The organism is Pseudomonas sp. P7758, assembly GCF_013386485.1.
Lineage (GTDB): Bacteria > Pseudomonadota > Gammaproteobacteria > Pseudomonadales > Pseudomonadaceae > Aquipseudomonas.
Map to the genome: position 1 here is coordinate 15,700 of NZ_JACARS010000084.1, position 26,911 is coordinate 42,610.

The window sequence follows — 26,911 nt, forward strand, 5'->3', positions numbered from 1 at the left end:
AAGGAGCAAGGGCCGACTCAGCGAAAGTCCCGGCTGCGCACACTGATGCCCGACAGCAACGGGGTCAGGTCGGTCAAGCGCCCGGCGATCAAGTGCCGAACCTCGCCCACCGCCTCCCAGCGGCCATCTACCTTGAGCAACCGCGAGCCCACCAGCGCCTGGCGTTGGCGCTCGGCCAAATCGCGCCAGACCACCACATTGATATTGCCGAACTCATCTTCCAGGGTGACGAAGGTAACGCCGCTGGCCGTGCCCGGGCGTTGTCGACCGGTGACCAGGCCGGCGACGCTGACGTTGCGGCCATGTTCAACCCGCAGCAATTCCCTGGAACTGCGGCAACGCCGCGCGCGCAGTTCATCGCGCAACAGCGCCAACGGGTGTGGGCCCAGGGTGGTGCCGACGCTGGCGTAGTCGGCATATAAATCTTCGCCGACTGTCGGCTGCGGCAGCTCCACCACCGCCTCTTCCGGGCTGGCGATACCGGCAAACAGGCCCAGTTGTTTCTGCACCCCGGCCACCTCCCAACGCGCCCGGTGCCGATGCCCGGCCAGGCCGCGCAAGGCACCGGCATCCGCAAGCAATTCCTGGGCGCGAGTGTCCAATTGGGCACGCTCGCCCAAGTCGGCAATATCAAAAAACGCCCGGGCCTGGCGCGCCGTTTCGATACGCCGGCCGTCCTCTTCGCGAAACCCGGAGATCATGCGCAAGCCCATGCGAATCGCCGGTTGCTGGCCTTCGATCGGCTCAAGGCTGCAATCCCAGTCACTGGCCTGCACATCCACCGGGCGGATCTGCAAATGATGGCGACGGGCGTCCTGCAGGATCTGGTCGGGGCTGTAGAAACCCATGGGCCAACTGTTGATCAGGGCGCAGGCAAACGCTGCCGGTTCATGGCATTTAAGCCAGCAACTGGCATAGGTCAGCAAGGCGAAACTGGCGGCGTGGGACTCGGGAAAACCGTAGCTGCCAAAGCCCTTGATCTGCTCGAAGATCTGCGCGGCGAAGGCTTCGCTGTAGCCGTTTTTCAGCATGCCGGTGCGCAGGCGTTGCTGATGGGGTTCGAGGCCGCCGTGGCGTTTCCAGGCGGCCATGGAACGGCGCAGTTGGTCGGCTTCGCCGGGTGTGTAATCGGCGGCGACCATAGCGATCTGCATGACCTGTTCCTGGAACAGCGGGATGCCCAGGGTTCGTTCCAGTACGGACTTGAGTTCCGGCGATGGGTAGGTGGTTTCTTCCTCCTTGTTCCGCCGCCGCAGGTACGGATGCACCATGCCACCCTGGATGGGCCCCGGCCGCACGATGGCGACCTCAATGACCAGGTCGTAGAATTTTTCCGGTCGCAGGCGGGGCAACATCGACATCTGCGCCCGCGACTCAATCTGGAACACGCCGATAGTGTCGGCCTTGCTGATCATCGCGTAGGTTGCCGCATCTTCCTTGGGCACCGAAGCCAGGCTCAGGTCCTGGTTGCGATGGCGGCGCAGCAGGTCGAAGCAGCGGCGAATCGCACTGAGCATGCCCAGCGCGAGGATGTCCACCTTGAGCAGGCCCACGGCGTCGAGGTCGTCCTTGTCCCACTGGATGATGGTGCGCTCGGCCATGGCCGCATTTTCCACCGGCACCAGGGTGTCCAGCGGGTGTTCGGAAATCACGAAACCGCCGGGGTGCTGGGACAGGTGCCGGGGGAAGCCGATCAGTTGTTGGGTCAAGGTCAGCACCCGGCGCAGCACCGGGCTGTCGGGGTCGAAACCACCTTCGCGCAGGCGTTCCAGGGGCGGTGCTTCGTCGCTCCAGCGTCCACAACAGTCGGCCAGGGCGTTGACCTGATCCGGCGGCAACCCGAGGGCCTTGGCCACGTCGCGCACCGCGCCGGCGCCGTGGTAGCTGCTGACCACCGCCGTCAACGCGGCGCGGGTGCGCCCGTAGCGCTGGAAGACGTATTGCAGCACTTCTTCACGGCGTTCGTGCTCGAAGTCCACGTCGATGTCCGGCGGCTCGTTGCGTTCGCGAGACAGGAAGCGCTCGAACAGCATGTTCATCAGGCTCGGGTCGATCTCGGTGATGCCCAGGGCAAAACACACCGCCGAGTTGGCCGCCGAGCCACGGCCCTGGCACAGGATCGAACGGCTGCGGGCGAAGCGCACAATGTCGTGTACGGTGAGGAAGTAGCTTTCGTAGCCGAGGTCGCTGATCAGTTCCAGTTCGTTATTGATCTGCTGGAGGGTCTTGGCGTCGACCCCTTTCGGCCAACGCTGGGCGATGCCTTGCTCGATCAAGGTGCGTAACCAGGATTTTGCATCCTGGCCTTCAGGTACCAACTCCCTGGGGTATTGATAGCGCAATTGGCCGAGGTCAAAGGTGCAACGCCGGGCAATGTTCAGGGACTCTTCCAGCAAGTGCGCCGGGTACAGCGCGGCCAATGCATCGAGGCTGCGCAAGTGCCGTTCACCATTGGGATGCAGGCGCGCGCCGGCTTCGGCCACCGGGACGTGGTGACGGATTGCGGTCATGGTGTCTTGCAACGCACGGCGACCGCGCACATGCATATGCACATCGCCGCAGGCCACCGCCGGCAGGTGCAGGCTGGCGGCCAGGTTCAGGCGTTGCTCAAGGTGACGGGCATCGTTCTGGCCGCAATGCAGTTCCACCGCCAGCCACAGGCGATCGGTGAAGGTGCTGCACAGCCATTGGATATGGGCCTGGGTGTCGGTGTCTTCGACCATCCATAACGCGAGCAAGCCGTGTACCGCGGTGAAGTCTTCCTGCAGCAAGCGGTAGTGACCTTTTCCCGCACGGCGACGGGCAATGGTGATCAGCCGGCACAGGTGTTGATAGCCTTCCAGGTTCTCCACCAGCAGCACCAGCTTGGGGCCGTTTTCCAGGCGCATCTCGCTGCCGATAATCAGCGGCAACCCGACTTCCTTGGCCGCCTGCCAGGCACGGACGATGCCCGACAAGGTGCATTCATCGGTGATGGCCAGCGCCTCGTAACCCTGCTGCCTGGCCCGTTCAAACAGCTCGCGGGCACTGGAGGCGCCCCGCTGGAAACTGAAGTTGGACAGACAATGCAGCTCCGCGTACTTCATGCGAACCAGCCTTGCAGCCACAGCGTGCCGCTCTCGCCCACGGTGCGGTAGGCCCAGCCTTGCTGGCCGGCACGGGTGCGCACCAGGTAATAATCGCGGCGCACATCGGCGCCATCCCACCAGCCGGATTCGATGCGCTCCGGGCCCATCAGGATGTGTAGACCCTGCTCGGCCAGGGGCGTCGGTTCATGCAACAACCAGCCCGGGCGTTGCACGTTGTTTGAGGGTGAGCACGGGCGAAGATCAGCACCGGCTTGCCAGGCGCATTCTGGGCGGTGGTCGGCGTGAAAGCGCAGGCCTTGCACCGCTTCGTCCCCCAACCGCGCCCGCAGGCGTTCGCGCAGTTGTTCCCACGGCAGGGTTTGTTGCGGGCGCTCGTCGAACAGGTCCTGGCGCTGGGGCACAAACACCGGCAGGTCCTCGGCCACCAGGCGAAAGCCGCGCACCGGCGAGGTGACTTGCACCTGCTCCAGGCGGCCGCGGGCCAGTTCGAACAGCATCGCCGCGTCACGCTCGGCGCTGAGCAGGCCGACCTTGATCACGCTGTCGGGCTCGGCCGCGTGCTCCAGGTGCAGGTCAAAACGCTGCACGCCACTGTCGCGGCCACACAGGAACGCCGACAGATCGCCAGTCAAACGGCGCAAGGGAAACAGCAAGGCCTGGTGGGACAACACATCAAAATTCAGCTCGATGCGCACATCAAACCGGTCCGGCGGCTGGTAGAACGCCAGCGCCAGGGGCCGTTGGCCGCACAGTGCATCGAGGTGCTTGAGCAGCGCAGCGTCGAAGCGCCGGGCCAGGGTATGCCGAGGCAACGCCTGCACCTGGGCCAGGGTGCGCAAGCCCATGCGCGACAATGCGGTGGCGGCTTGCGGGTCGAGGCCGGCGCGGTCGATGGGGATCGGTGCCAGGGCGTGTTGCAGGTATTGCTCATCGGCCACGGCCAGGCCGTCGTAGACATTCGCCAATATCCGCGCCGCCGCCGGGTTCGGCGCGGCGACGATGCGGTGACGAAACCCCAGTTCGGTCAGCTCCTTGCGCAAGCGTGCTTCGAGCAACGGCCACGGCCCGAACAGGCCCAGGCTCGACTCGATCTCGAACAGCAACGCCCGTGGGTAGAACACGCTGACCTGGGAGCTGAAACGGTAGGCCCAGGCGGCGAGAAACTGCTGCCAGTATTCGATCTGCGCCGGGTCGTATTCGGCGCAGGCGAACGCCTTGGTCAAGGCATGGGCCGCCGTCAGGGATTGGCCGGGGCGCAGGCCGAGTTTGCGCGCGGCGTCATTGACGGTTTGCAGCACCCGCCGCTGCGGCGTGCCGGCCAGCAGGGCCAACGGCTGGTCCGGTTCGGGGCGCGAACGCAGCACCCCGTCCAGCGCCAATTGCGGGAACACAATACACACCCAGCGCATGCCAACCTCAGTGCCCAAGCGCAATGGGCGCGGGATGGGCCAGGCCACCCCGGCACTTGAGCACCCGCACCTGCGCCGGGCTCGCCTCAACCGCCAGGCGCAACGCGGCCGGTGACGGGTTGATGGCCTCGTTCAAGGAGCGCCAGGCAAAGGCCAGGGTCTGGCCGGTTTCCGCCGCCACCTGCAAGCGGCGCAAGGCGCGGTCATCGGCCTTGCGCGGCCAGCACAGCACCGCGCCACAGCTGCCGGAACGCAGGCATTGCTCCACTGCCCACAAGGCATCGCGTTCATCGGCCTGGATCACTGACAGCTGGCGCACATCCACCCCGGCGTTTTGCCAGGCGTGGGGGTACGGCGTGTAGGGCGGCGCCACCAGCACGATGCGCTCACCGGCCGCCGCCAACCGTGCCAGGGTCGGCCACACCAGCTGCAACTCGCCCACGCCCTCCTTCGCCATCAGGATTTCGCTCAACGCCGCTTCCGGCCAGCCACCGCTGGGCAGCACCGCATCCAGGGCCGCAAGCCCGGTGGGATGGACGCTGGCCGGCGGCGCGGCGGGCCGGCCTTTCCAGACCCGGCCGCCATTGAACAGCGAGTCCAGTGCAACGACGGCGCCCATCAGCCTTGCCTCACCAGGCCGCAGAACACCCCTTCGATGGCCAGGTCCTGATCGGGCCGCACCACGATGGGTTGATAGGCGGGGTTGCGCGGCAGCAGGCGCACGCGCTCGCCCACGTGTTCGAAACGTTTGATGGTGACTTCACCGTCCAGGCGTGCCACCACGATCTGCCCGTTCAAGGCCTCGGCACTGCGGCGTACGCCTACCAGGTCGCCATCGAGGATGCCATCTTCGATCATCGAATCGCCCTGCACCCGCAGCAGGTAATCCGGGGTTTTCGCGAACATGCCCGGGTCGAGCAATAGACGGTTGTGCACTTCGGCATCGGCGCCAATGGGCAAACCGGCGGCCACCCGGCCGAGCACCGGAATATCCAACAGCTCCGGCCGCGCCGGTTGATTGAGCAGGCGGATGCCGCGCGCCTGGTTGGGGTTGACCTCGATAAAGCCGCCCTCGGTCAGCGCCAGCACATGCTTGCGCGCCACGCTGCGGGAGGCAAAGCCGAACGCCTCGGCGATCTCGGCGAGGCTGGGGGACTGGCCTTGCTGCGCGATACGGTCGCGGATAAAGGTCAGGATGGCGGTACGGCGGGGCGTTAGATTCTTCATGGAGTACATTTGTACTCCTGTGGGAATTTTCTGGCAATATCCGTCAGTCGCTTCCTTGGCAACCGCCGGAAAAGTACCCGCCAAGTTGACGAATGGTCTTTCGAATGTTCAGATGCCGGCCTGTTTCAGGTGCCTCATGCCGCCGTGCATGGGGTGAAACGGGAAACCGGTGCCGCTCTTTTCGAGCCAGTCCGGTGCTGCCCCCGCAACGGTAGACGCGTGATTCCTTCGACACACCACTGTGGCCTGCGCGCCATGGGAAGGTGAAGGTGTCCATACGCGTGAGCCCGGAGACCGGCCTGGAATTCTGTTTGGCAAAATCCTGCGGTGGGCGGGCATGGGCCGGTATTGGCGTGTGCTCGGTGCCTACTCGTGCGTGCTTTTCGCGAAAGATACTTTTCCGAGAAGACTATGATTCGACCTTACACTACTTCCGTGCCCAGCCTGTTGCTCGGCTGCCTGTTCAGCCCCCTGCTGCTGGCCGACGACCCTCCCCTTGAACTCAAGCAGCAGATCATTTCCGCACCGTCGGTGGAATCCACTACCGTGGCCGACATGGCCCAGTACGGCAGCAAGGTCGAGATCGTCACCCGCGAACAGATTGAACGCGCCGGCCCCGCCGCCGATGTGTCGCGCGTGATGCAGATGTTCATCCCCGGCCTCTACGTGGCCCCCAAGAACGGCCCGTTCGACTACGGCACCTATTCCCTGCTGGGCGGGCGCAACGATGACACGTTGATCCTGCTGGACGGCGTGCGCCTGAACAACCGCCTGTACGGCGGCCTGTACCTGGACACCCTGCCCGCCAACGCCATCGAGCGCATCGAAGTGCTCAAGGGTGGCCAGAGCCTGCTGTTCGGCACCCAGGCGGTGTCGGGGGTGATCAACATCGTTACCCGCAGCCCGCAAACCCGCGAGGCGTCCGGCGAGGTGAACCTGGGCGCAGACACCTTCGGCGGCACCACCGGCGATGCCCGGGTCGAGAAGATCTTCAACAACGGTTTTGGCGACCTCGGCTTGCTGGCCTACGTCAGCCGCAACGTCTCCGAGGGCTACCAGCCGTTTCGCAACCGCGACATGAAAAACGTCAGCGACAAGAAACGCTCCTACGAAGTCACCACCTTCGGCACCAAGGCGATCCAGTCGTTTGGCGATGACACGCGCCTTGAGCTGTTTTACCAGTACGCCGACGCCAACCTCGATTTCGCCCGGCCGGTGGACAACCACAAGACCACCAACGACCGCGTGCAACAGATCGCCACGGCCACCTTCGAGCAAACCCTCAACGAGCGCCTGAGCTACTTCGTCAAAGGGCATATCAACGATTGGGACACGCGCTATACCCGCATCAACAATATCGAAGGCGGCGGCACCCGGGCCATCAACCACAACGACTACTGGGGCTTCACCGACTGGGGCGTGCAGGCCGAAGGCAAGGCCGTGCTGCCCGGCGAGCACGTGCTGGTATTCGGGTCCGACAACCAGTGGTTCAAGGGCCAGGACGATGTATTGATCATCGACGACAACAAGGCCCAGGCCCACGCGCTGTATACCCAGTTGCGGCCGAATATCGAAGCCCTGCCGAACTGGCACCCGAGCATCGGCGTACGCCACGAAGCCATGAGCGGCGGCGACAGCGCCACCGTCGGCATGCTCACTTCGCTCTACGACCTCAACGACAACTGGGCCCTGCGCGGCCAATACGGCACTGCCTACAAACTGCCGAATGCCGAGCAACTGTTCGTCAACGAAGACGATGAAAAAGGCAACCGCAACCTCAAGCCGGAGAAGAGCCGCAACGCCGAACTGGGCGTCGACTACAAGGGCAGCCTGCTGGCCCGGGACTTCAGCGCCAGCGTCACGCTGTTCAAACGCAAGATCACCGACCTGATCACCCTGGACGATATCCAGTGGGTCAACGGCCAGGGGCAGATCCAGATGCGTGGTTTCGAGGCCGACGCCAAGCTGCAGCTCAATGAACAATGGAGCGTGCAGGCCGACATGACCCGCAACCTCACCGAGTCCCGTGCGGGTGTCACCATCAACGATATCCCGGGCTTCTTCGCCCGCTCGCGGGTCGGCTATGAATCGGTGGACCGCCTGTGGGGCGTCGGTACTGCCGTGCGTTACATCGGCGATATTGTCAGCTCGAAAAAGGTCGAGTACGGCAACTACACCGTGGTCGACGCCGACGCCTATCGCTACCTCGACAACGCCCACCAACACCGCGTCAGCCTGCTGGTAGAGAACCTGTTCGACCGCGATTACGTCACCAGCCGCGCCAGCAACGTCGACAACCTCGGGCGGCCGTTCACCTCCGAAGTACGCTACACGTATCGCTTCTGATGAGTACGCCCGTGGAAACTCATCCGGACTGGTCCCATGTGCCTGACCACGCCCGTCACGTGTTCCTGTGCACCGGCCCGCGCTGCACCCAGCGTGGCGCGCTGCAACTGTGGAAAACCCTGCGCCGCCACCTGCTGCAACACGACTGCATCGAAAAGCCTGGCGGCGTGCTGTTGGCCCGCACCCACTGCCAGTTCCCGTGCAACCTGGGGCCGATCGTGACGGTGTACCCGGACACTTGCTGGTACGGCGTGCACAGCAACGCAGACGTGCAACGGCTGGTGGAAGTGCATCTGGTGGGCGGCGAAGTCGTCGAGGATCTGCTGATCAAGGAGCGCCCATGAAGGCCTCGTGGTTGCTGTTGGGCGCCCTGCTCTGCCCATCGTTGGCCCTGGCGGACCGTTATCGCAACTGCAACCAGGACTGGACGGCCGCCCACTCACCGCCTTCGCGCATCGTGGCCCTCAATCAGCATGCGGCCGACCTGTTATTGGCGCTGGATGTCGGTCCCGCATTGGTGGGCGTGGCTTATCTGGATGACAACGGTGTGGCCCACCGACACGGCGAGTATTTCGGCGTGCCGGTGATTGCGCCCAAGTACCCGTCCAGCGAAGTGCTCTATGCGCAGAAACCGGATCTGGTGGTCGGTGGATTCGCCACTGCATTTGGCGCCGGCGTTACTTCCCGCACAGGGTTGGCAGGCAACGGAGTGGCGTCGTACTTGCTGGAGTCGGCGTGCGACGGGCATTCGCTGGATTACTTCGGGCATATCCGCAACGACCTGTTCACCCTTGGCGCCCTGGTGCATAAACAGCCACGGGCGCGGGCGTTGAGCGATGCCATGGACGCCGACCTGGCCAGTGCCCAGGCGCTGGCTGGTGAGGGTAAACCGCTGTCGGTGTTTTACCTGGACAGTGAGGTCAACGGGTTGGACAGCGAGGGTCGGCGTGGTTTTGTCACCACGTTGGTGGCGGCTGCTGGTGCGCGCAATTTATTTGCCGGGATCAACCAATACCGCGTCACCGTGAGCAGCGAAACCCTGCTGATGAGTGACCCGGATGTGATTTTGCTGGCAGATGCGCTGTGGTCACCGGCCAGCCGCAAACGTCAGTTGCTGACCACCGACCCGGTGCTGTCGCGTTTGCGGGCGGTGCGGGAGAACCGGATGATCGATATTCCGTTTACCCATTTGGTGCCCACCGCGAATAGCGGCCGAGTCGTGTTGGAGTTGGCGAGGCAATTCAAACAACTGGCTGAATAATTCACGAGCGAAGCGTCTGACCAATTTACTCAGTCCATGCCACCGACCAAAGTTGTGAAACGCTGTAGGTTTCCAATGCTGAGCGCTTCGTACTTTTAATCGCCTCCAGCTCCTGGCCTGACAGATCAGGGTGATAGAGCTCGCACTTGGTGGCCGAGATATCACTCATCCCGGCCTCAGTGACTACCGGCTCGACCGCGCCACCATCCACCGGGGAAAGCCGGGACCCCAAGACGAAAAAAAGGGGCGATCAATGATCGCCCCAAATACAACGAGAGGTCCTTTTCTAAAACTACAAGCTGATCTGCTGGCGCTCCTCATCCGTCAACCGCGCCCGCGCCTGGTCACTCAACGGTCCGGCGCCGAGTACCTGCACCGGGCTGTTGGGGTTGTAGCCCGAAGTCTTCTGCCCGTCCTCCGGCTTGCGCTCCACTGGCTCGCTGCCAAAGCTCAACACTTCCACCGTGACAATCGACGCCCGGCCCTGTTTGGCCGCCGCCTGCTGGCTGCGCGCGGCATCTTCCGCCGCCTGGGACGCCGCCGCACCGGCTGCGCTCGCCGAGGTCATGGCCCCGGTGTTTACCGCCGCCGACACCGGCACCCCGGACGACTTGCCCTGGGTCTGGATGTTGGCGGCATTAACGACGCGCAACGCGGCAATGTTGATGTTGCCCGAGACCCGAATCCCCGCTTCACCCGCATCGATAGTGCCCAGCGGGGCGATCAGGTCGATGTCTCCGGCCGGCACTTCGGGAATCGGGTTCAAGGTGGCAATCCCCGCCCCAGTGCTCGGCACCGCCGGCGACAGGGTCACGTTGCCCCAGTTGTCGTAGACACGCTTGGGCGGCGTGTACACCACGGTGGTCTTGGATCCGCGACCGGCGTTGATGTCGCCCTCGCCGGACCAGCCCATGATCGAGCCGCCGAAGGTGGTCATGATGCGGCTCTGGCCCAGCAGGATGCTGCCCATGGAATACAGCTGGATATCGCCGGCGCCCTGGGTGATCACACCGGCGGTGGACGGCGGTGCCGCGCCTTCGATGCCGAAGGTCTGCCCACCGCCCGGGGTGAGCATCTGGATCGAGCCACCGAAATTGGTGTGTACACCGGAGCCGCCGAACAACGTGATATCGCCCTTGTAGGTGATCGGGTTGCCGGCCACGTCCTTGTCCGGGAACAGCGCGGCAATCGCCGCACGCCCCCGTACATAGCTGCCCTGGCGCACACCGCCCACCGCGTTGTACTCACGGCCGGCGGCCTTGAGTTCGGCGAAGTACACATCACGGGCGAACACCCGTTGCTGTTCAGCGGGCAGTGCGGCGTAAACCGCGCGGGCCTGCTCGCGGGTGCCGACGAAACCGAAGCGCTCGGCGAGCCAGGTGACCAGTTCGTTCTCATAGGTCTTGGCGACCTTGCCGCCCTGGATCGACAGGGCTTCGCCTGGCTGGACGAGGTTGGCCGGGTCCAGGTAGGCCTCGACAAAGCGCCGGTAATCCGGGCCGTTGGGGCCGACGCCAGCTTGCATGACGATGCCTGCGCCAGGGCGGTTGTCGCCCGCGACCACCGGGCCCAGGCTGGTGATGCTGACTTCGCCGCCCTTCGCCGGGTCACGCCCGGACATCAGGATATTGCCGCCCGCCGTCACTTCCAGCAGGCCAGGACCGGCAACCTGGAAGTTGCTGTACAGAATGTCGCGCCCGGCGGAGACGATGGAGATGTCAGTGGGGTTGTTGTGGATGAACAGGTTGCCGGTCGACTGCTCGCTGACCGCACCGGGGGCCGTATTAAAACGGCTGCCACTGCTGACAATGTCTCGCCCCGCCATCATCCAAACCGGCCCGTTGCCCTCGTACCAGGTCTGCCCCGAATGCAAAAACGTGGGGGAAGAATTGAACGTCAGGGTCCGGCCGCTGCTGACCCCCACCAGATCGCCGGTCAAGGCATAGAACCGCGCCGGTTCCGTTGGCGCGTAAGCGGCTGCCGACGCCGTGGCGGAGCCAAAGGCAAACAAAGGACGCGGAATGGAACCCGACGAGCTACCGTTCTCCGACAGATTGTTGCCATCGGCAACCACCTGACCATCAATGGTCCCGACGAACGCCGGCCGCCAAGGTGTGGCCATGATGCTGGGGTCGGCCCCGGAAGGCGTGACAAACATACCGCCCGCATAAATCGAGTCATGGGCCAGGAATTGCAACTGGCTGCTGGCACCGGGGGCGAGCACCAAGGCATTTATCGGACTCGTATCGGCTTGGTACCCCAGGACGGCGCTTCCGTAATAAATACTGCCGCCAGCCGCCGTCGCTCGAACGATCGATGGGTAGACAGTTGCCAGGTCGGACGCTGCGGCGGAGACAGATGGCGTCAAGTTGCCCCCCGCTGAAAACAGGTCGATTGCCGTGTGCCCGGTCCATAACGAGAACCAACTTTCGCCGGTCCCACTCGTCCCGCCACGGGTAAACGATGAGTTGTTCAGCAGGACGACACGGCCCGGGTCAATCACTTGCTGCAGCACCAGGTCACCCAATGTGGTCAGGTTGAATGTGGCATCCCCCGGCACCAGGGTGATGCCCCCCACTGCCCGGCCACGGGTCGCCTGGAACGGATCGAATGCCCGGGTTTCGCCCGGGCTCTGCTCAGAGCTGTTGCTGCCGTAGGTCAGGTCGATCCGGCCCGTGGTCGCACTTTGCAGTTGGACATTGCCCCGGATATTCACCAACTGGCCGTTCTGATCGTTTACATCAACCACGCTGCCAGGGTTCAGGGCGCCACCGATACGCACCCGCAGATCACCACCGCCCGTCAACTGCAGGCTGCCATCACCGGCAACCCGCCCGGTACTGCCAACCGCCAGCACCAGCCCCTGGCTGCGCGGGTTGGCAGAGGCCGACATTGGGTTGCCGTCCATGCGCCGAAGCACACCGGCATCCCCGCCTACCTGTACATCCACGTCACCGCCGCCGAGGGTGCCAAAACCGGTAAACCCGACGAACGCATCAGCCTTGGAGGCGTTGGCGGTATAGCTACCGAAATTGATCCACCAGGCCGTCGGCTGCGCCTGCCCGCCGGTGTTCACCGTGCCGCTGCCCTGGCGCCACAGCCAGTTGGCCACATCGGCGGAGTCGATGCCGTTATCCAGGGGGTTGGGCCGACTTGGGTTGAAGACGCCTCCCAGGATATTCCCCGTCAGGTTGCCCCCCACGTTCACGCTCAAATTCCCCCCTGCCTCCGGGTACCAGGCACGGTACAGGCTGTCAGATGAGCCGTTGACGAACTGTTCAAAATAACTGTTGGTATCGTTCAGCACCGTCTTCGCGCTGTTCAGCGCCTTGGGCTGGTTGTAGGGGTCACTGGCACCGGTTGCAGTGGACGATGTACCGGCGGTGTAGACCCCGTACAGGGAGTCCATGCTCAAGTCGCCGGCGCTGAGCAGTTCGAGGTCGCCCGTACCGGTGCGAATCACACTGAAACGGCTGCTGGAGGGGGTCGCCGCATACTCTTTGCCGCTTTGGGCCTGGCAGTAGGCGGGCGAGCTTGCACAGAACTCATCGATGGACGGGATACCGAACTGGTCCAGGATGCTTTGCTCGATCGGCGTTCCGACGGTGACGATAATCCCGTTATCCGCCAGGTCCTTGGCGCCGAATTCGGTCCAGACATAGCCAACTTTCACGGCGCAGTACGCCGGATTGCCCCCACAGAAATCATCAATCGAACCCAGCCCGAAATCATCGAGGATCTTTTGGTCGATCGGGTCGCCTTCCTTGACCACCACCCCATTGGCCGCAAAGTCCTCCACCGCGAAGGCGGTCCAGGTCAACTTGCCCTTGGCGGGCATCTCCTTGGCAAACATGCCGTAGTGGCTGTCAGCCAAACGCAGGTCGCCGCTGCGCGGATGGGCTTGCAGGATGCGGCTGTCGGCCGCCTCGGTGTCAGCACCTGCAACCAACCGCAGCGACCAGGATTGCGAACCTTCGGCCAGCATCGGCGAGAGGGCCCACAGCTTGCCCTGGCGCCCCGCCACTTCCGGGCGCAACGCCACCGACTCAGCCCCGCCCGGCAACTTGACGTTGGTGCCGGAAGGAATCAACGCGCCGCGCGGCAGCGGTATGTCGCCATTGAGGGTCACGTAGTTTTGCGTCGGGTTAAGCGCCTCGTAGTTCGTCGGCAACGGCACCCCTTTGGGCCAGGTCAGCGCCCCGAGCCGGGTGTCCTGGGTCAGCAGGCTGCCGGCGTCCAGCTGTGAGCCGGCCGCCAGGGTGTGTGCCTGGCTCAATAACGTGCCTGCGGCAAACAGCAGATTGCCCGCGCTGTCGAACACCGCTGCGGCCAATACCGTACCGGCAGGCAGCGTCAGGTCCTGGTTCAGCGTCGCCCGGGTCGGCAAGCGCGTTCCGGCGGCCACGCCCACGGCCTTGATCGGCAGATCGTAGTTGAGCACGGTGCCCGCCGGGAAGGTCGTGCCGTCCGCCAGGGTGATGCCGTTACCCGGCACGATGATCGTGCCGCCGGTAAAGTCGATGCCCGGCAACAACACCCAGCCCTTGTCATCGACGGTCTGCGGTGGCGGTGCAAAACCGTCGTTGATGCTGCCGTAAATATTCAGGTCGCCACCGGCGCGCAGGGTCAGGCTGCCCGACTCACCGGAGCCATACACCGAGGTTTTCTGGCTGTTGGGGTTGAGGCTGGCGTAACGGTAGCCGGACAGGTCCAGATCGCCCTGCACCACCAGGTCACCGTCCGCGGTCTTGCTGACGATTTCCACGCCCGGGCGCAGGTGGAAGGCATCGGCGTAGGTTGCATTGTTAAGCCCGGCGAGTTTGTTTTGCAGCAGGTTCTGGTTGAGCAATGCACCGTTGATAAAGGCCGTGCTCAGCACATGCTTGCCATCCAGGTAGGCCTGGTCGATCTGTTGGTAAGGCCGCCCGCTGGCCGTCGGATCGGTGACCAGTGGCGCATCGTCGTAACTGATCATGCCGTTGAGGGTGATCGAGCGCGCGCCCTGGATCGTCAGGGGGCCATGGGCATCGATGTTGATGTCGTTACTGGTGCCATCGACGTTGATCAGCCGTGGTGCATTCAGTTCCAGGGTGCCGCGGTTGCGCCCGTCATTGCCCTGGACCGCCTCGGTGCCGTGGCGCAGGTCGACGCGTGCGCCATCGGCCAGGGTCAGTTGACCGGTGCCGGAGCCGAGCACCACCATGGCCCGGTTGGGCGAGTCGATGATCTTGCCGTAGCTGTCCACCCGCAGCTTGCTGCCATGGGCGTCGAGTACCGCGCCGCCGTCCAGCGTCAGGCCGTGCTTGCCGGCCAGGTTGATGCTGCCGACGCGCTCGCCACTGGCGTCCACCAGGCCGGTGACCCGCAGGCTGCCGTTGTCCACGGAGACGTTGACGGTGCCGGCCTTGAGGCCATTGCCGATGGTCAAGTCGCCCTGCTTGAGTTGGAAGCTGCGTGTGCCGAACACCTGGCCTTGATTCAGGCGCTGGTTGAGGTCGGCGAACTGCTGGTCCAGTGAACCGCTGCTGCCCAGGCGCTGGGCCTGGATTTCCACGGTACCGGCCTCATAAGGCATCGTGGTCCCGCCCGCATCGTAATAGCCACTGCTGCCGGCGAGGATCGTGCCTTGCAGGTCGACGATACCGCCCGCCGCGTCCACCGCAACCGCCCGCAGTTTGCCGGCCTGGTTGTTTTTGGCCGAGAGGTCGATGGTCGAGCCGGCAGCCTGCAGTATGTTGCCGCTGCGGCTGTCCAGCAGCACCGTGCCGCCCGCGCCGTACTGGGTCACATCGTTGAACACAGTGGCGCCACCGGCCACGTCGATCAACGCCGCATCCGTCAGCACCACATCACCCCGGGCGCCCAGGCTGACTTTGCCGCTGGGCAGCACTACCGCCGTGGCCAGGCGAATGCTATCGCCTTGCAGGGACAGTTCGGCGCCCTGGCCGTCGGCCTTGCCACGCGCCCCCACGGACGCTGCAATATCAATCGCCCCACCTGCGGTCATGCGGTTCACCGAACCGGCTTCGCCGGTCATCAGCGGGGTGAGGATATTCAGGTCGCCGCCGCTGTACTGGAAGCCCTTCACCGGGTCATAGGCGCCCTGGCTCTGATACACCGAGAGGCTGCCCTTGTGGTTGGCGGTAATGCGCTCGCTGGCATTGAGGTTCACGCTGGCAAAGCCCAAAGCCAGGCGATCGAAACTGCTCACGGTGTTGGTCTGGGCAAAGGCGCCGTAGCCGAACTCAATACGCTCGGCGTTGATATCCAGGCGCCCGCTGCCAGTGCCCGCCCCGCCGGCGATCACCGAGCCCGGTGGGGTGGTCGCGCCCTGCCAGATCAGGTTGGCGGTATGAATGTTGGCCACGTCGCCAGCGGCACCGGCACCGTAGATCGCCGGAGTGGAGAGCATCAGGTTGCTCAGCCGCGACTTACCCGTCAGTGGGTCATAGGTGTCCAGGGAGGTACTGCCGTAGAAGTTGAAACTGTCCCGCGCCGAGAGCTGCAGGGTTTCCAGGGCCGGCGCACCGAACTGTGAATCACCTTTGAGCAGGCGATCAAGAAGCGCCTGGGTGAGTGTCAGGCCGGCCGGCAACTGATTGGCCACAGCGGCAGCGGCCAGGGCTTGGGCGCTGCCGAGGTTAATGGTGTTGACCCCCAGGTTGAGGTGACGGGTGCCGTAGCGCACCTGGTCGCCCAACTGGAAGGTATTGTTGGTCAACGCCACGATGCTGCCTTCGGAGTACAGCCCGGTTTGCCCGCTGCACAGGCCCGTGTCACACACACCGATGCTGATCCCGCCGCTGGGCACCGTCGTATTGAATGCAATGACATTGAGCAAGCCGTTGGACGCCGCCAGCATATTGGTGACTTTGTAGATAAAACCGTCACGAGCGTCGTAGCTGGCTTTGCCACGGCCGATGGTGTTGATGGATGCGCCCTGCTCCAGGACGATCGCGTTGGTGTCACTCAACAAAAAGACTTCCGGCGCTGCGAGCGTCACACCTTCCCGAAGCGTGACGGTGCTGTTGGCCCGACTCGTACCGCCAGCCAGGACGATGTAATTCCCGGACTGGCCATACGTAACTGCCGTCATCCCCCCCACCATCAAACGCGAGGCTCCCAAGGCGTTGAGGCTGTCATCGTTGAAGGTAATGCCGGAAAAACCGCTGGTTGCGGAACTGCCCGCCGCGACGACTTCAATACCAAGCTTGCCTGGATCAATCACCGCCACCGCGCCGCCATAGCCACCCGCCGCGGCCTCAAAACGGCCTATGCCCTGGAACGAAAACGCATCAGCGCCGCCCCCTGGCCGCAAGGCCAGTTTCAGGGTCTTGGCGTCGACGGCGAGCATCGGGCGTGGCACACCCTGTTTCGCAGCGTCGGCCATGGCGAACTGGGCGTAGCTGGTTTCGTTGTATTGGGAATAGCGACGCAAGGTATCGGCCGAGGTCAAAATCAACTGGCTGGCAACGCTGTTGCCGATCCCGGTGTTGGCGATGGACAAGCGCCCGGCGGTGGACCAGGAGCCATTGCGCATGCGCTGGGTGGCGGCATCACTGCCGAGACCGGCCAGGCCGTTGATCTCGACACGGAAAGCGCCGGGCATCAAGGCGTAGGTGGACGGCATCAGGGTATAAGTGCCCGCCGGCAGCCCCGGCACTCCGGCGCCGATGGTGACCTGCTGGCCCACCAACGGATCGACTGCGCCCTTCTCCGGCGCCACCGGTGCCGCGCCGGGCTGTACCCCGGGCACGATGGCGTAAATCGGGTTGGTGGCCAGGCCCGGCAACACAAAACCGCCATTGGCACCAAACTGCACCAGTGGGCTGTAGCGCGCATCCGTAGAGCCTCCGCGCCCGGAAACGAAACCGGCCCCCAGCAATTCGCCGCCGCCCGACAGATCCAGGGTAGCCTCAGGCTGCACCTGCACCGACTGGCCGCCGAGAATCACCCCGACGCTGAGTTCCGCGTCCTGGTTGACCAGCCCGCCCTGGCCGACAAACGTCACGGTCTTGCCGTTGTACTTATAGACCTGCCCGTCCAGGGTGCCGCCATACGGCAGCACCAGGCCCCTGCCGCTCACCGACGTCACGCTGCCCGGCAGCAATTGCACCTGGCTGCTGCCCATGCTGCCGATATCGATCAACCCCAGGGGCGCCCGCACCACACCGCCCTGCCGCACCGTCGCGGCGCCCAGTTGCAGGCGCCCGAATGCCGAGTAAGGCACCGCGGCATCCGTGTTGCCGGTACGGCCAATGGTCAGGGTGCGCAGCGGGTCGAACGTGATGTTGAGGCTGTTGAATTCGCTCAGGTAGCCGGCAATGACCCGCGCACCGACCTCCGTGGCCGGATACAACTGCGCCGCCCGCAAGGTCATATCGCCCTGGGTCAATAACTGGGTGCTGACCCTCAAGGCCACGCCGTCCGGGTTCGCACCCGCCAGGAAGCGCAGATCGCCCTGGCTGGTCAGGTTGACCTGATCAAAGCCGCGACGCTCAAGGCCGACCAGGCTGTCGTCCGCCTGGCGCAGTTTGCCCTTGCTGCCAAACAACACGCTGCCGCGCACATCGATCAAGCTGCCGCTGGCATTGAACTGCGCCTCGGTGGCGCGCAGCGAGGGTAACGGCAACACCGACACCGGGTTCACGTAGAACTCCCGGGCCGGCGAATCCATGCCGGACAGCAGCAGAGACGGTGCCGACAGATTCACCCGGGCATTGGCTGCCGCGCCCTCACTGAGGTTGAAGGCACCGCTGTACAGGCGCAGGCTCTGGCCCATGTTCAAGGACACATCGCCGTCGAAACTCAACAGGCCGTTGCTCATCAATGCCAGGTTGTCGAAGCCGCCCGCACTGACCTGGTCGACGCCCAGGCGAGAATGGCCGTATTCCAGGCTGTCGGCCGCGTCGGCGGCGGTGCCGGCGAGCGGGTGGGCCTGATGGGTCTGGCCGAGCACCAGTTCACGCACCTTCAGCACGCGATCCGTGACACTGCTCTTGGTGTAATACGGGCTGTCCAGCGCTACGTTCAGGCTGCCGCCCGCTGCGCCGGCACCGCCGGCCCGGGCTACCAGACTGCCGTCCAGGTACAAGCCATTGTTGGACGCCAGGCTGATGCTGCCGCCATTGCTGGCCACCCGGGTTGCGCCCTGTCCCGGCACATCCAATACCGCTTGCGTGCCCGACGCGTCCAGCCGGGCGCCCTCGCGTACCACCACAAACAGGTCGCTGGCAGTGACCGTGCCGGTGCTCAGGTTGATCTCGCCACCGATGCTGATCTTGCCGCCGTCACGGACCAACCCGTATTGGCTCCCGCGATTGTCCACGGCGGTCGCGGCCCGGGCGGCGACATCGATCAGTGCGTTTTCACCCAGCCAGATGGAGCGGCCGTGGCCAACCGCGTTGGCCGGCTCGAACGCGCGCGTGGTCAGGCCGTTCAGGTTGACGCTGCCACCCCAGGCATTGAGCGTGCCGTCGACCGTCAGTTGGCCGATGCTGCGCAGGTTGATCGACTGGCCCGGGTCGACGCTGATCACCGCGCCCTTGCCGACCACCAGCGCGGTTGTCGGCAGTTGCTCGGCAGGCGACTCCAGGTGGCCGGCGGAAAGGGTCAGGCTGGCGCCACGGCGTTGGCCGAGTACGCCCTTGCTCGCGTCTTCCTGGTAAAGCGGCGGGGTCCAGCGCTCCATCACGCTGGCCGCAGCGCCGCCGCCCGGCGTCGTGGCGGCCTGCTCCGAGAGCCGGTAGGCCGGCACGTTCACATCCACCTGAGTACCATCGGCGACCAGCAATCCTTCGTTGCCGGTAATGTCATAGGCCGAAAAACCCTTGTTGAAAAAATCCCCGGCCAACTGCAAGGTCTTGGCATCCGGCGCCTGCGGGCTCTGGCCGATCTGCACCTTGTTGGCCTGCAAGGTCAGGGTGCCGCCTGCGCTGACGCCATAGCCGCGAATCTCGGCGCCTAGGTCCAAAGCCCCCAGTGCGCCCACGGTCACGTCGCCGCCCTTGCCGCCCCGGACTTTGCCATCCAGGCCGATGGTCGCCCCGGAGGACGTTTCCACCAGGCTGCCCGCCGCGAGGTTCACGTCGCCGGAGCTGCGCAACGACACCTTGCCACCGTTGATATACGCCACCCCGTCAGTGGCCGAAGGGTCCAGCGCCAGATTATTCCAGCGCCCGGAACTGTCCAGCTTGACTCCGGCGGCCACATCGAGCCGGCCGATGCCCGGCAGAATCACATCGCCAACGACATTGGAGCGATTGAGGTCGACCTGATTCAGCAGGTTGCCCGCGTTGATGCTGCCGCCGTGGGCCGTGAGGTTGGCATTGACTGAAACCACGGGGCCGAACAGGGTGATGTCGCCGCCGTCAGCCACCTTGAGTGCGCCATTGACGTCAATCTGCTGCTTTGCGCCGACCTTGATCGCGCCCAATCGGTAGCCATTGAGCTGGTCACTGTCGAGCACCAGTTTGCCCTGGCGTTCGGTCGGCAGCGCAGTGGCCAGGTCCAGGCCGTCGGCGATTTTTTGCGTGCTGCTCTCGATCAGCACCTGGTCGATGGTCGGGGTCAAGGCGTAGCGCAAGGTGCCGGTGGCCTTGTTGTACACCGGCGTGTACTGGCCAATGATCAACTGCGCCCGCTGGGCCATGGCCTGCTGTGACTGCTGATAACCATCAAGGTTGATATTCGGTGCCTGGGTCTGGCGATCGCCCTGGAATACATCGCTGATCAACTGGCCTTCCAGCACCGCGTTGGTGGTGCCCACCACCAGCTTGCCGGCGTCGCGGCCCACGGTGTAGCCCGCCTCGTAGCGGCTTTGCTGGGCCACCAGCGGGTTGTAGTAGAAATCGCTGCGGCCCCAGCGGACGCTGGTGTCTTCAAAGCCCTTGTAGATCCCCGCGTAGAGAATGTCCCCGGGGGCTTTCGACAGCTCATAGAGCTGGCCGTCAGGCCCCTTGAGCCAGGTCTGGCGGATGTAGCCGGCCTGCACATCGACGGTGCCGCCCGACAGATTGACCTGGGCACCCTGCTGGGTCACCACGTCCTTGCCGGTGAACGTCACAGTGCCGCCCTGGGCCATCCACTCGCCGACCGAGTGGCCCTGGGTGCCCAGGTAACCGCCGACTTCCAGCAGCCCGCCGGCGGTGTACCAGCGGTCCGTCGCATAGCCGTTGGTGCCGGCCGGGACGAACACCAGGTCCCGCAGGTCGACCCACACGTCGTTGTTGATCAATTGCCCGCCGTCACGGTTGGCGGGCGCGTCGCGCTGTTCGTTGCCTTGCACGTTGATCTTGATGTTGTTGGCTTCCATCGCCACCTTGACGCCAATCGCGCCGGACACGTCGATCATCGCGCCGTCACGCACCAGGCTGCGCTGGCCGGCACTGACCGCCACCTGGCCGCCGGTGGCCAGGGTGATCGAGCCTTTGCGCAAATCCACAGTGCCGCCGCTGACGATCTCGATCCGCGACTGGTCGGTGCGATCGGCCACCGCGCTGAGGTTGTTGAACTGGCCGGTGATCAGGTTGGCAGGCAAGCCGTCGAGCTTGATCAGGCCGTTGTCCTTCTGGCTGTTGAGGGCGGTGCTGCCGCTGGCGTCCAGCAGGATCGCCGTGGTACTGCCCTCGCCCAGGGTCACGCTGGCGCTGGTGTCGCTGGCGGCGTTGAGCAAGTGAATCGTGCCGCGGGTATCCACCGAGGTGCTGGCCAGGGCCACGCCGTTCTGCTGCACCTGGTGCCCGGTGAGGGTGATGTCGCCGGTCGACGCCATGATCAGGCCGCTGTTGCTGACCTTGCCCGACGTGCTGCCGGCCTTGAGGCTGGTGGCCACTTCATTGCCACGGGTGGTGGAGCGGTCGTTGCCGGTGGTGCCGACGCCCTTGCGGATATAAAAACTGTCGCCGGCGGCCAGGGTGGCCTGGCCCCTGGCGGTGATGATGCTGCCGGCGTTCTCGACCTCCGAGCCGAGCAGCAAGGCGTAGCCACCGGCGTCGGTAGAGGTGGCCGGGTTGTGAGTCTGGATCAACGCGCCGCGCTGCACCTCGACCTTGCCCGCCGCGTCGGTGAAGGTCGGCTGGGTGCCGTTGGCATCCACATAGATCCCGCGTTGGGTGAATTGGTCATCGGTGATGGTGGCAGCGGCCGCCACCAGGTTGCGCACATTGACCTGGCTGCTGCCGCTGAAGATCACCCCGTTGCGGTTCATGATCATCACTGTGCCAGGGGCGTTGATCTGGCCCTGGATTTCGCTGGGGCGCGCGTTGGGGTCGTTGACACGGTTGAGCACGGCCCAATTCGATTGCTGCTGGAAATCGACCGTGGTGTTGCGTCCGACGTTGAAGGTTTCCCAGTTGAGGATCGCCTTGTCGGCGGTCTGCTCGATGGTCACCGTGGTCTTGCCACCGGACTGGCTCTGGGTCGGGCCCTTGGCGTTGGTCCAGCCCTGGGTCAGGCTGTTGTCCACCTGCAAGCCGCCCTTGCCGAGGCCGTCGGGAATCGTCGAGACCTGGCCGAGCGCCGCTTGCCGGCCAGCGGCCTGGGCGGCCTGCTGGGCCGCAATCGCCGCGACACTGTTGTTGAGCGTGCTGATGGAACGTGACAACTGCTGGTTCGCCCGCGCCTGCTGATTCAACGACGGAATCCCCGGCACCTGCGCCCCGTTGAGGCGGGCCGCTGTCGCCGCCTGGGAGGCACCCTTGTCGGCAAACCAGCCGGAGCTGAACGCTGTCGCCGCGTGGGCGCTGCCTGCCACCATGAACAAGGCAATCGCCTGGGCCAGGGGTTTGAGGCGCAGGATCGTCTGGCCGCCAGGGCCTTGGGCATTCAGGTTGACCGGTGGTTTGCAGCGGACCATCAGGAAGCTTCCTTCTTTGTTTTTGCCCATGGGGAACTGGCGACGTGCGTCACGTATGGGAGTTAGGCGGTTGGCGAGGGGCGGGACTGAACTTCTGTCATGGAAAGTTCATGTAAGGCTGATAGCCGAGCCGCAAACGCAAAAATCAGCAACGGCACAGGCCGTTGCTGATCGGGTGTTGCCGGTCGGTAAAAGCGTGGGTTACAGCGGACGACCGATGGCGTTGCAGACATCAGACTTGCCGATGCTCAGCGCGCTGGTTGCGGTAACGAAGTTGCTGGTGATCGCGGCTTTCCAGGCAGCTGGCAGTGGCACGAAGCGGTTGGCCTTGATCGCGTTGTCGTTGCTGTTCAAGGCGCTGGCACCGAAGTGACGGGTGAAGAATGCACGCACTTGCGAGGTCTGGGTGGCGTCGGCGTAGCACTGGCTGAAGATCAGGTTGGTGAAGCCCAGGATCGGATAACCGCTGCTTGGGTAAGGCACGACGCTTGGGTCGTTGGCATCGGCGGCGGCAGCAAACACCGGTACCCAGGCGTTCTGGTTGGCGACGTTGGCAGCAGCCGGTACGGGCACAGCAGCAATGGCGGCGGAAACGTTATCAGGGGCTGGAGAAACACCGGCGACCTTGGCCACTTTGGTGGCGTCATCCAGGCCAGCCAAGGTAGGCGCGGCATAGTCCGGGCTCATGTAGGTGATGCGACCATCACCGGCGTTCAGCGCGGTCATCACGCCTTGGCTGGTCACGGCAGGCACGGCGCCTGGTGGCACGCCGAAGCTGTCCGCGAAGTTGGTGGTGACCACAAATTTCTTGGACTCATTGACGCACTTGGCCGCCAGGAAACGGGTGAACAGCTCGGTGGTGCCGCTGGCTTCGTTACGGTAAACCACCACGATGTTACCGGTGCGACCGGTAGCCGGGAGTTGGTTCCAGGTGGTGATGCGGCCCGAGAACACGCCGCACAGTTGATCAACGCTCAGGTCAACTGCGTTGGTACCGGCCTTGTTGAATGGAATGGCAACCGAAGTGGCGACCGAAGGCACTTGAATCAGCTTGCCCCAGGTCGCTTGTTTGGTGGAGGCGTAGGTGGACAGTTCAGTCGAGGTCAGCTTCGAGTCGCTGCCCGCCCAGTGAACGTTCTTGGTGCCGGTGCCGAACTGGCTGTAGTCGTTGTTCAGGAACGCCAGTTTGCCCTTGCCGCTGCCCACGCCGATGTACGGGGCGAAACCGGCGGTCAATACGCCGGAGGTCTGGTACAGCGGTTGTGGCAGGGTGGCGCCGCCGCCGTTGATGTCTGCCATGGCAGCCTGGGCCGAGCACAGTGCAGCGAGGGTCATGGATACCGCGAGAACGTTGCGCTTAAACATGAAGAAGCTCCTTTCGTCGTGTTTGTACGTTGGGGTAGATGACGCTATGGCTTCGGTCCCGGGCTGTGTTCCGGGGGGTACCCAGGGGTGAGGCCATGGGTATGAAATTTCGCAGCATCCGATGACAGCTAAAGGAAAAAACCTCGGGAGGAACGGCTTGATTTTTAAAAAGATTCTCGGGTGTTTTGGTCACACTTTTGAGCGATCTGGGGGTGAGGTGACAGCGAGGTTTCAGCGCGGACTTCGAGGACCGGGCTGGAGGCGTTACGGGCCATGTGGTGGGGTTGGGCAGATGACAGAATGAGGAACCCGAGGTTGGGACCCGCGTGTCGGGCGCGCGAAAATAGTCTTGAAGAAACGCGATTCAAATGTGGGAGCTGGCTTGCTCGCGAAAGCGGTGGATCAGGCGCGACATGTGTTGACTGACACACCGCTTTCGCGAGCAAGCCCGCTCCCACATTTTTGATCGTGTTTCGTCAGCAGTCAGGTCACCAGTTGATTGATTTCGATGATCGGCAGCAGCACGGCCATGACGATGACCAACACCACGGCGCCCATCACCACGATCATCAGTGGCTCAAGCAACGCCGTCATGCCCATCGCCCGACGCTCGATATCCCGCGACAGGGTTTGCGCCGCGCGCTCGAGCATTGGCGGCAGCGAGCCGGTTTTTTCGCCGCTGGCGATCAGGTGGATCAGCACGGGCGGAAAGACCTTTTCCACCGCCAGCGCAGGCGCCAGGTTGACGCCCTCGCGCACCTTGGCGGTGGCATCTGTGACGCACTGGCTCAGGCGGTCGTTGGACAAGGTCTGGCGCGCCGCTTCCAGGGCGCGCAACAACGGCACGCCCGCCCCGCCGAGAATCGCCAGGGTCGAGGCAAACCGCGCGGTGTTGAGGCCCAGTACAAAACGCCCGATCAACGGCAGGCGCAACACCCGGCTGTGCCAGCTCAGCCGCGCCACGGGGTTGCGCAGGTACAGGCGCCAGCTCCAGAAACCACCCACGATCCCGGCAAAACACAGCCAGCCCCAGGCGCGGATAAAGTCACTCGCATTGAGCATCGCCAACGTCAGCCCCGGCAGGTCCTGGCGAGCCTGGGAAAACGCACTGACCACCTGCGGCACCACGTAGCTGAGCAGGAAAATCACAATGCCGATGGACACCAGCCCCACCACGCCCGGGTAGATAAACGCCGTGAGGATCTTGCCCCGCAGGTTATTGCGTTCCTCGATATAGTCGGCGAGGCGCTCCATGACCTGGGCCAGGTCGCCGGACTCCTCCCCCGCCGCGATCAGCGCCCGATAGATCGACGGAAAGTCCCGGGGCCGCGCGGCCAACGCATCGGCCAGGCGCATGCCGCTGCGCACATCGGCGCGCACCGCGCTCAAGGTCTGGGCAATGTGTTTTTTCTCGGCTTGCTCCACCGTGGCGCTCAACGCGGCCTCCAGTGGCAGGCTCGCACCGAGCAGGCTCGCCAGCTGGCGCGTGGCCCAGGCCAGGTCATTGTCCGAGAGCTTGGCGCTGAACCGGCTGCCACCGCCGGCACGCTCGCTGTTGTTCTCGACCTGCACCCGCAAGGCCGTCAGGCCACGGCTGCGCAGGTGGGCAAACGCGCCGCTCTGGCTGTCTGCCTCAAGGTGCCCGGACTCCAGCTTGCCGCTGGCGTCGGCGGCTTCGTAGCGGTATCGGTTCATCAGGCGTCCCGTGTTACGCGCAGGATTTCTTCGGGGGCGGTGGCGCCGCTGCGTACCCAGCGTTCGCCATCCTCACGCATGCTGAACATGCCGGCGCGGCGTGCGGCGGCCTTCAAGGCCTGCTCGCCGGCGCCCTGGTGGATCAGCCCGCGCAGCTCGTCGTCGATGCAGAACAATTCATGGATACCGGTACGCCCGCTGTAACCGATCTGGTTGCACTGCGCGCACCCGACAGGCCGCCAGGTGCCGGGCGCGGCCGGGTCTTCCTGCTTGCAGTGCGGGCACAGCCGACGCACCAGGCGCTGGGCCAATACGCCGAGCAGTGACGAGGCCAGCAGGAACGGTTCGACGCCCATGTCGATCAAGCGGTTGACCGCCGAGACGGCGTCGTTGGTGTGCAGGGTGGCGAGCACCAAGTGGCCCGTGAGCGAGGCCTGGACGGCAATTTGTGCGGTCTCCAGGTCGCGGATTTCGCCGATCATGATGATGTCCGGATCCTGGCGCAGGATTGCCCGCAGGGCCAGGGCGAAGGTCATGTCGATCTTGGCGTTGACCTGGATCTGGCTGATGCCCGGCAGGTCGTATTCCACCGGGTCTTCGACGGTCAGGATATTGCTGGTGCTCGCATCCAGCCGGGCCAGGGCGGCGTAGAGGCTGGTGGTCTTGCCGCTGCCGGTGGGGCCGGTGACCAGCACGATGCCGTGGGGTTGGCGGATCAGGGTGTCGAGTTTGGCCAGGACGGCGGGGTCCATGCCGAGGGTTTCCAGCTGCAGGCGGCCGGCTTGTTTGTCCAGCAGGCGCATCACTACGCGCTCGCCATGGCCGGTGGGCACGGTGGAGACGCGGATATCAATGGGGCGACCGGCCACGCGCAGGGCAATGCGGCCGTCCTGGGGCAGGCGTTTTTCGGCGATATCGAGTTGGGCCATGATCTTGATGCGTGAGACCAGGGCGCCGTGGAGGGCCTTGCGCGGGGACACCACGTCACGCAGGGTGCCGTCGACGCGGTAGCGCACCACGGAGTGGGTTTCGTAGGGTTCGATGTGGATGTCGCTGGCTTCGTCGCGGGCGGCCTGGGTGAGCAAGGCGTTGATCATGCGGATCACCGGGGCGCCGTCCTGGGTGTCGAGCAGGTCGGTGATTTCGGGGATGTCTTGCATGAGGCGGTCGAGGTCGACTTCGTTTTCGGCGGCGCCCACGACGGCGGCGGCGCTGCCGGTGTCGGCGTAGGCAGTGGCCAGGAGGCCGTCCAGTTCGTCTTCGCGCACCTGGATCAGGTGGGTTTGGCCGAACTGGCGGTGGACTTCGCTGATGGACCAGCCGGGGGTCGAGGGGCAAATGGTCAGCGTCGGGCCCTGGGTTCCCGGGTGAAGGAGGATGCGTTGGGATTTGGCCCAGGCGTAGGGCAGGAGGCTCATGCTTTTGGGCTTCGTTTGGTTGAGTACATATCCATTCCTTCGGTTACGGCTTGTATTGGTTCCGCTCTTACAGCGGCTCACTTTTGAACAGCGCAAAAGTAAGCAAAACGCTCTTGCCCCACCACTCGGCACCTCGCCTAGGCTCGGTGTGCCCTCACTCCGGCTTTGGACCGTGGGCCGCCGTCATGGGCCATCCCTGGCCCAGGACGGCTAACCCGGCGTCCTGCCGGGTTACCCACGCTCCA

Annotated in this window: 11 protein-coding genes and 1 riboswitch; of the genes, 3 read left to right on the forward strand and 8 right to left on the reverse strand. The window is 64.5% G+C overall.

The window, feature by feature from the left end; genetic code table 11:
- Positions 1–17 precede the first annotated feature (17 nt).
- From HX873_RS18975 to lexA, 4 genes are read right to left on the reverse strand one after another with little or no spacing between them, the layout of a single operon-like run.
- Positions 18–3,107 carry an error-prone DNA polymerase gene (locus HX873_RS18975; RefSeq protein ID WP_371318398.1) on the reverse strand — a complete coding sequence of 1,030 codons (3,090 nt, stop codon included), beginning with the start codon at positions 3,105–3,107 and terminating at the stop codon, positions 18–20.
- Positions 3,083–4,498 carry a DNA polymerase Y family protein gene (locus HX873_RS18980; protein ID WP_177123037.1) on the reverse strand — a complete coding sequence of 472 codons (1,416 nt, stop codon included), beginning with the start codon at positions 4,496–4,498 and terminating at the stop codon, positions 3,083–3,085. The genes HX873_RS18975 and HX873_RS18980 overlap by 25 nt, the downstream gene beginning before the upstream one ends.
- Before the next feature lie 7 nt (positions 4,499–4,505).
- Positions 4,506–5,117: a translesion DNA synthesis-associated protein ImuA gene (imuA, locus tag HX873_RS18985; protein WP_008432576.1), complete on the reverse strand. Its 612-nt coding sequence runs from the start codon at positions 5,115–5,117 to the stop codon at positions 4,506–4,508.
- Positions 5,117–5,734, reverse strand: a complete 618-nt coding sequence (gene lexA / locus HX873_RS18990) for a transcriptional repressor LexA (RefSeq protein ID WP_003210482.1) — start codon at positions 5,732–5,734, stop codon at positions 5,117–5,119. Before lexA ends, imuA begins: the two co-directional genes overlap by 1 nt.
- Positions 5,735–5,835: 101 nt before the next feature.
- Positions 5,836–6,043: riboswitch (cobalamin riboswitch) on the forward strand.
- Between the two features lie 93 nt (positions 6,044–6,136).
- Here lexA and HX873_RS18995 point away from each other — a divergent pair.
- Genes HX873_RS18995 through HX873_RS19005 form a run of 3 tightly spaced genes read left to right on the forward strand, consistent with a single transcriptional unit; the run spans position 6,137 to position 9,332 of the window.
- Positions 6,137–8,071 carry a TonB-dependent siderophore receptor gene (locus HX873_RS18995; RefSeq protein ID WP_177123038.1) on the forward strand — a complete coding sequence of 645 codons (1,935 nt, stop codon included), beginning with the start codon at positions 6,137–6,139 and terminating at the stop codon, positions 8,069–8,071.
- A gap of 11 nt (positions 8,072–8,082) precedes the next feature.
- Positions 8,083–8,415 (forward strand): (2Fe-2S) ferredoxin domain-containing protein, encoded by a 333-nt coding sequence (locus HX873_RS19000; RefSeq protein ID WP_177123039.1) that lies wholly within the window; start codon positions 8,083–8,085, stop codon positions 8,413–8,415.
- The gene (locus HX873_RS19005; RefSeq protein WP_177123040.1) at positions 8,412–9,332 is read left to right on the forward strand and encodes an ABC transporter substrate-binding protein; all 921 of its coding nucleotides are present in this window, start codon (positions 8,412–8,414) and stop codon (positions 9,330–9,332) included. Before HX873_RS19000 ends, HX873_RS19005 begins: the two co-directional genes overlap by 4 nt.
- A gap of 292 nt (positions 9,333–9,624) precedes the next feature.
- Here HX873_RS19005 and HX873_RS19010 read toward each other — a convergent pair whose 3' ends face one another.
- The 4 genes from HX873_RS19010 to gspE form a co-directional block, all read right to left on the reverse strand.
- The gene (locus HX873_RS19010; RefSeq protein WP_177123041.1) at positions 9,625–22,188 is read right to left on the reverse strand and encodes a filamentous hemagglutinin family protein; all 12,564 of its coding nucleotides are present in this window, start codon (positions 22,186–22,188) and stop codon (positions 9,625–9,627) included.
- Between the two features lie 201 nt (positions 22,189–22,389).
- Positions 22,390–23,553, reverse strand: coding sequence for a substrate-binding domain-containing protein (locus HX873_RS19015; protein WP_003210472.1), 1,164 nt, complete (start codon positions 23,551–23,553; stop codon positions 22,390–22,392).
- A 483-nt stretch (positions 23,554–24,036) separates the two neighbouring features.
- Positions 24,037–25,248, reverse strand: coding sequence for a type II secretion system inner membrane protein GspF (gene gspF / locus HX873_RS19020; protein ID WP_177049829.1), 1,212 nt, complete (start codon positions 25,246–25,248; stop codon positions 24,037–24,039).
- A complete protein-coding gene (gspE, locus tag HX873_RS19025) occupies positions 25,248–26,666 on the reverse strand; it encodes a type II secretion system ATPase GspE (protein ID WP_177123042.1) in 1,419 nt (472 codons plus the stop codon). The genes gspF and gspE overlap by 1 nt, the downstream gene beginning before the upstream one ends.
- Positions 26,667–26,911: the final 245 nt, after the last annotated feature.

Coding starts and splice junctions, on each gene's coding strand:
- HX873_RS18980 (WP_177123037.1), bottom strand. CDS start 4,498: ATGCGCTGGGTGTGTATTGTGTTCCCGCAATTGGCGCTGGACGGGGTG.
- imuA (WP_008432576.1), bottom strand. CDS start 5,117: ATGGGCGCCGTCGTTGCACTGGACTCGCTGTTCAATGGCGGCCGGGTC.
- lexA (WP_003210482.1), bottom strand. CDS start 5,734: ATGTACTCCATGAAGAATCTAACGCCCCGCCGTACCGCCATCCTGACC.
- HX873_RS18995 (WP_177123038.1), top strand. CDS start 6,137: ATGATTCGACCTTACACTACTTCCGTGCCCAGCCTGTTGCTCGGCTGC.
- HX873_RS19005 (WP_177123040.1), top strand. CDS start 8,412: ATGAAGGCCTCGTGGTTGCTGTTGGGCGCCCTGCTCTGCCCATCGTTG.
- HX873_RS19010 (WP_177123041.1), bottom strand. CDS start 22,188: ATGGTCCGCTGCAAACCACCGGTCAACCTGAATGCCCAAGGCCCTGGC.
- HX873_RS19015 (WP_003210472.1), bottom strand. CDS start 23,553: ATGTTTAAGCGCAACGTTCTCGCGGTATCCATGACCCTCGCTGCACTG.
- gspF (WP_177049829.1), bottom strand. CDS start 25,248: ATGAACCGATACCGCTACGAAGCCGCCGACGCCAGCGGCAAGCTGGAG.
- gspE (WP_177123042.1), bottom strand. CDS start 26,666: ATGAGCCTCCTGCCCTACGCCTGGGCCAAATCCCAACGCATCCTCCTT.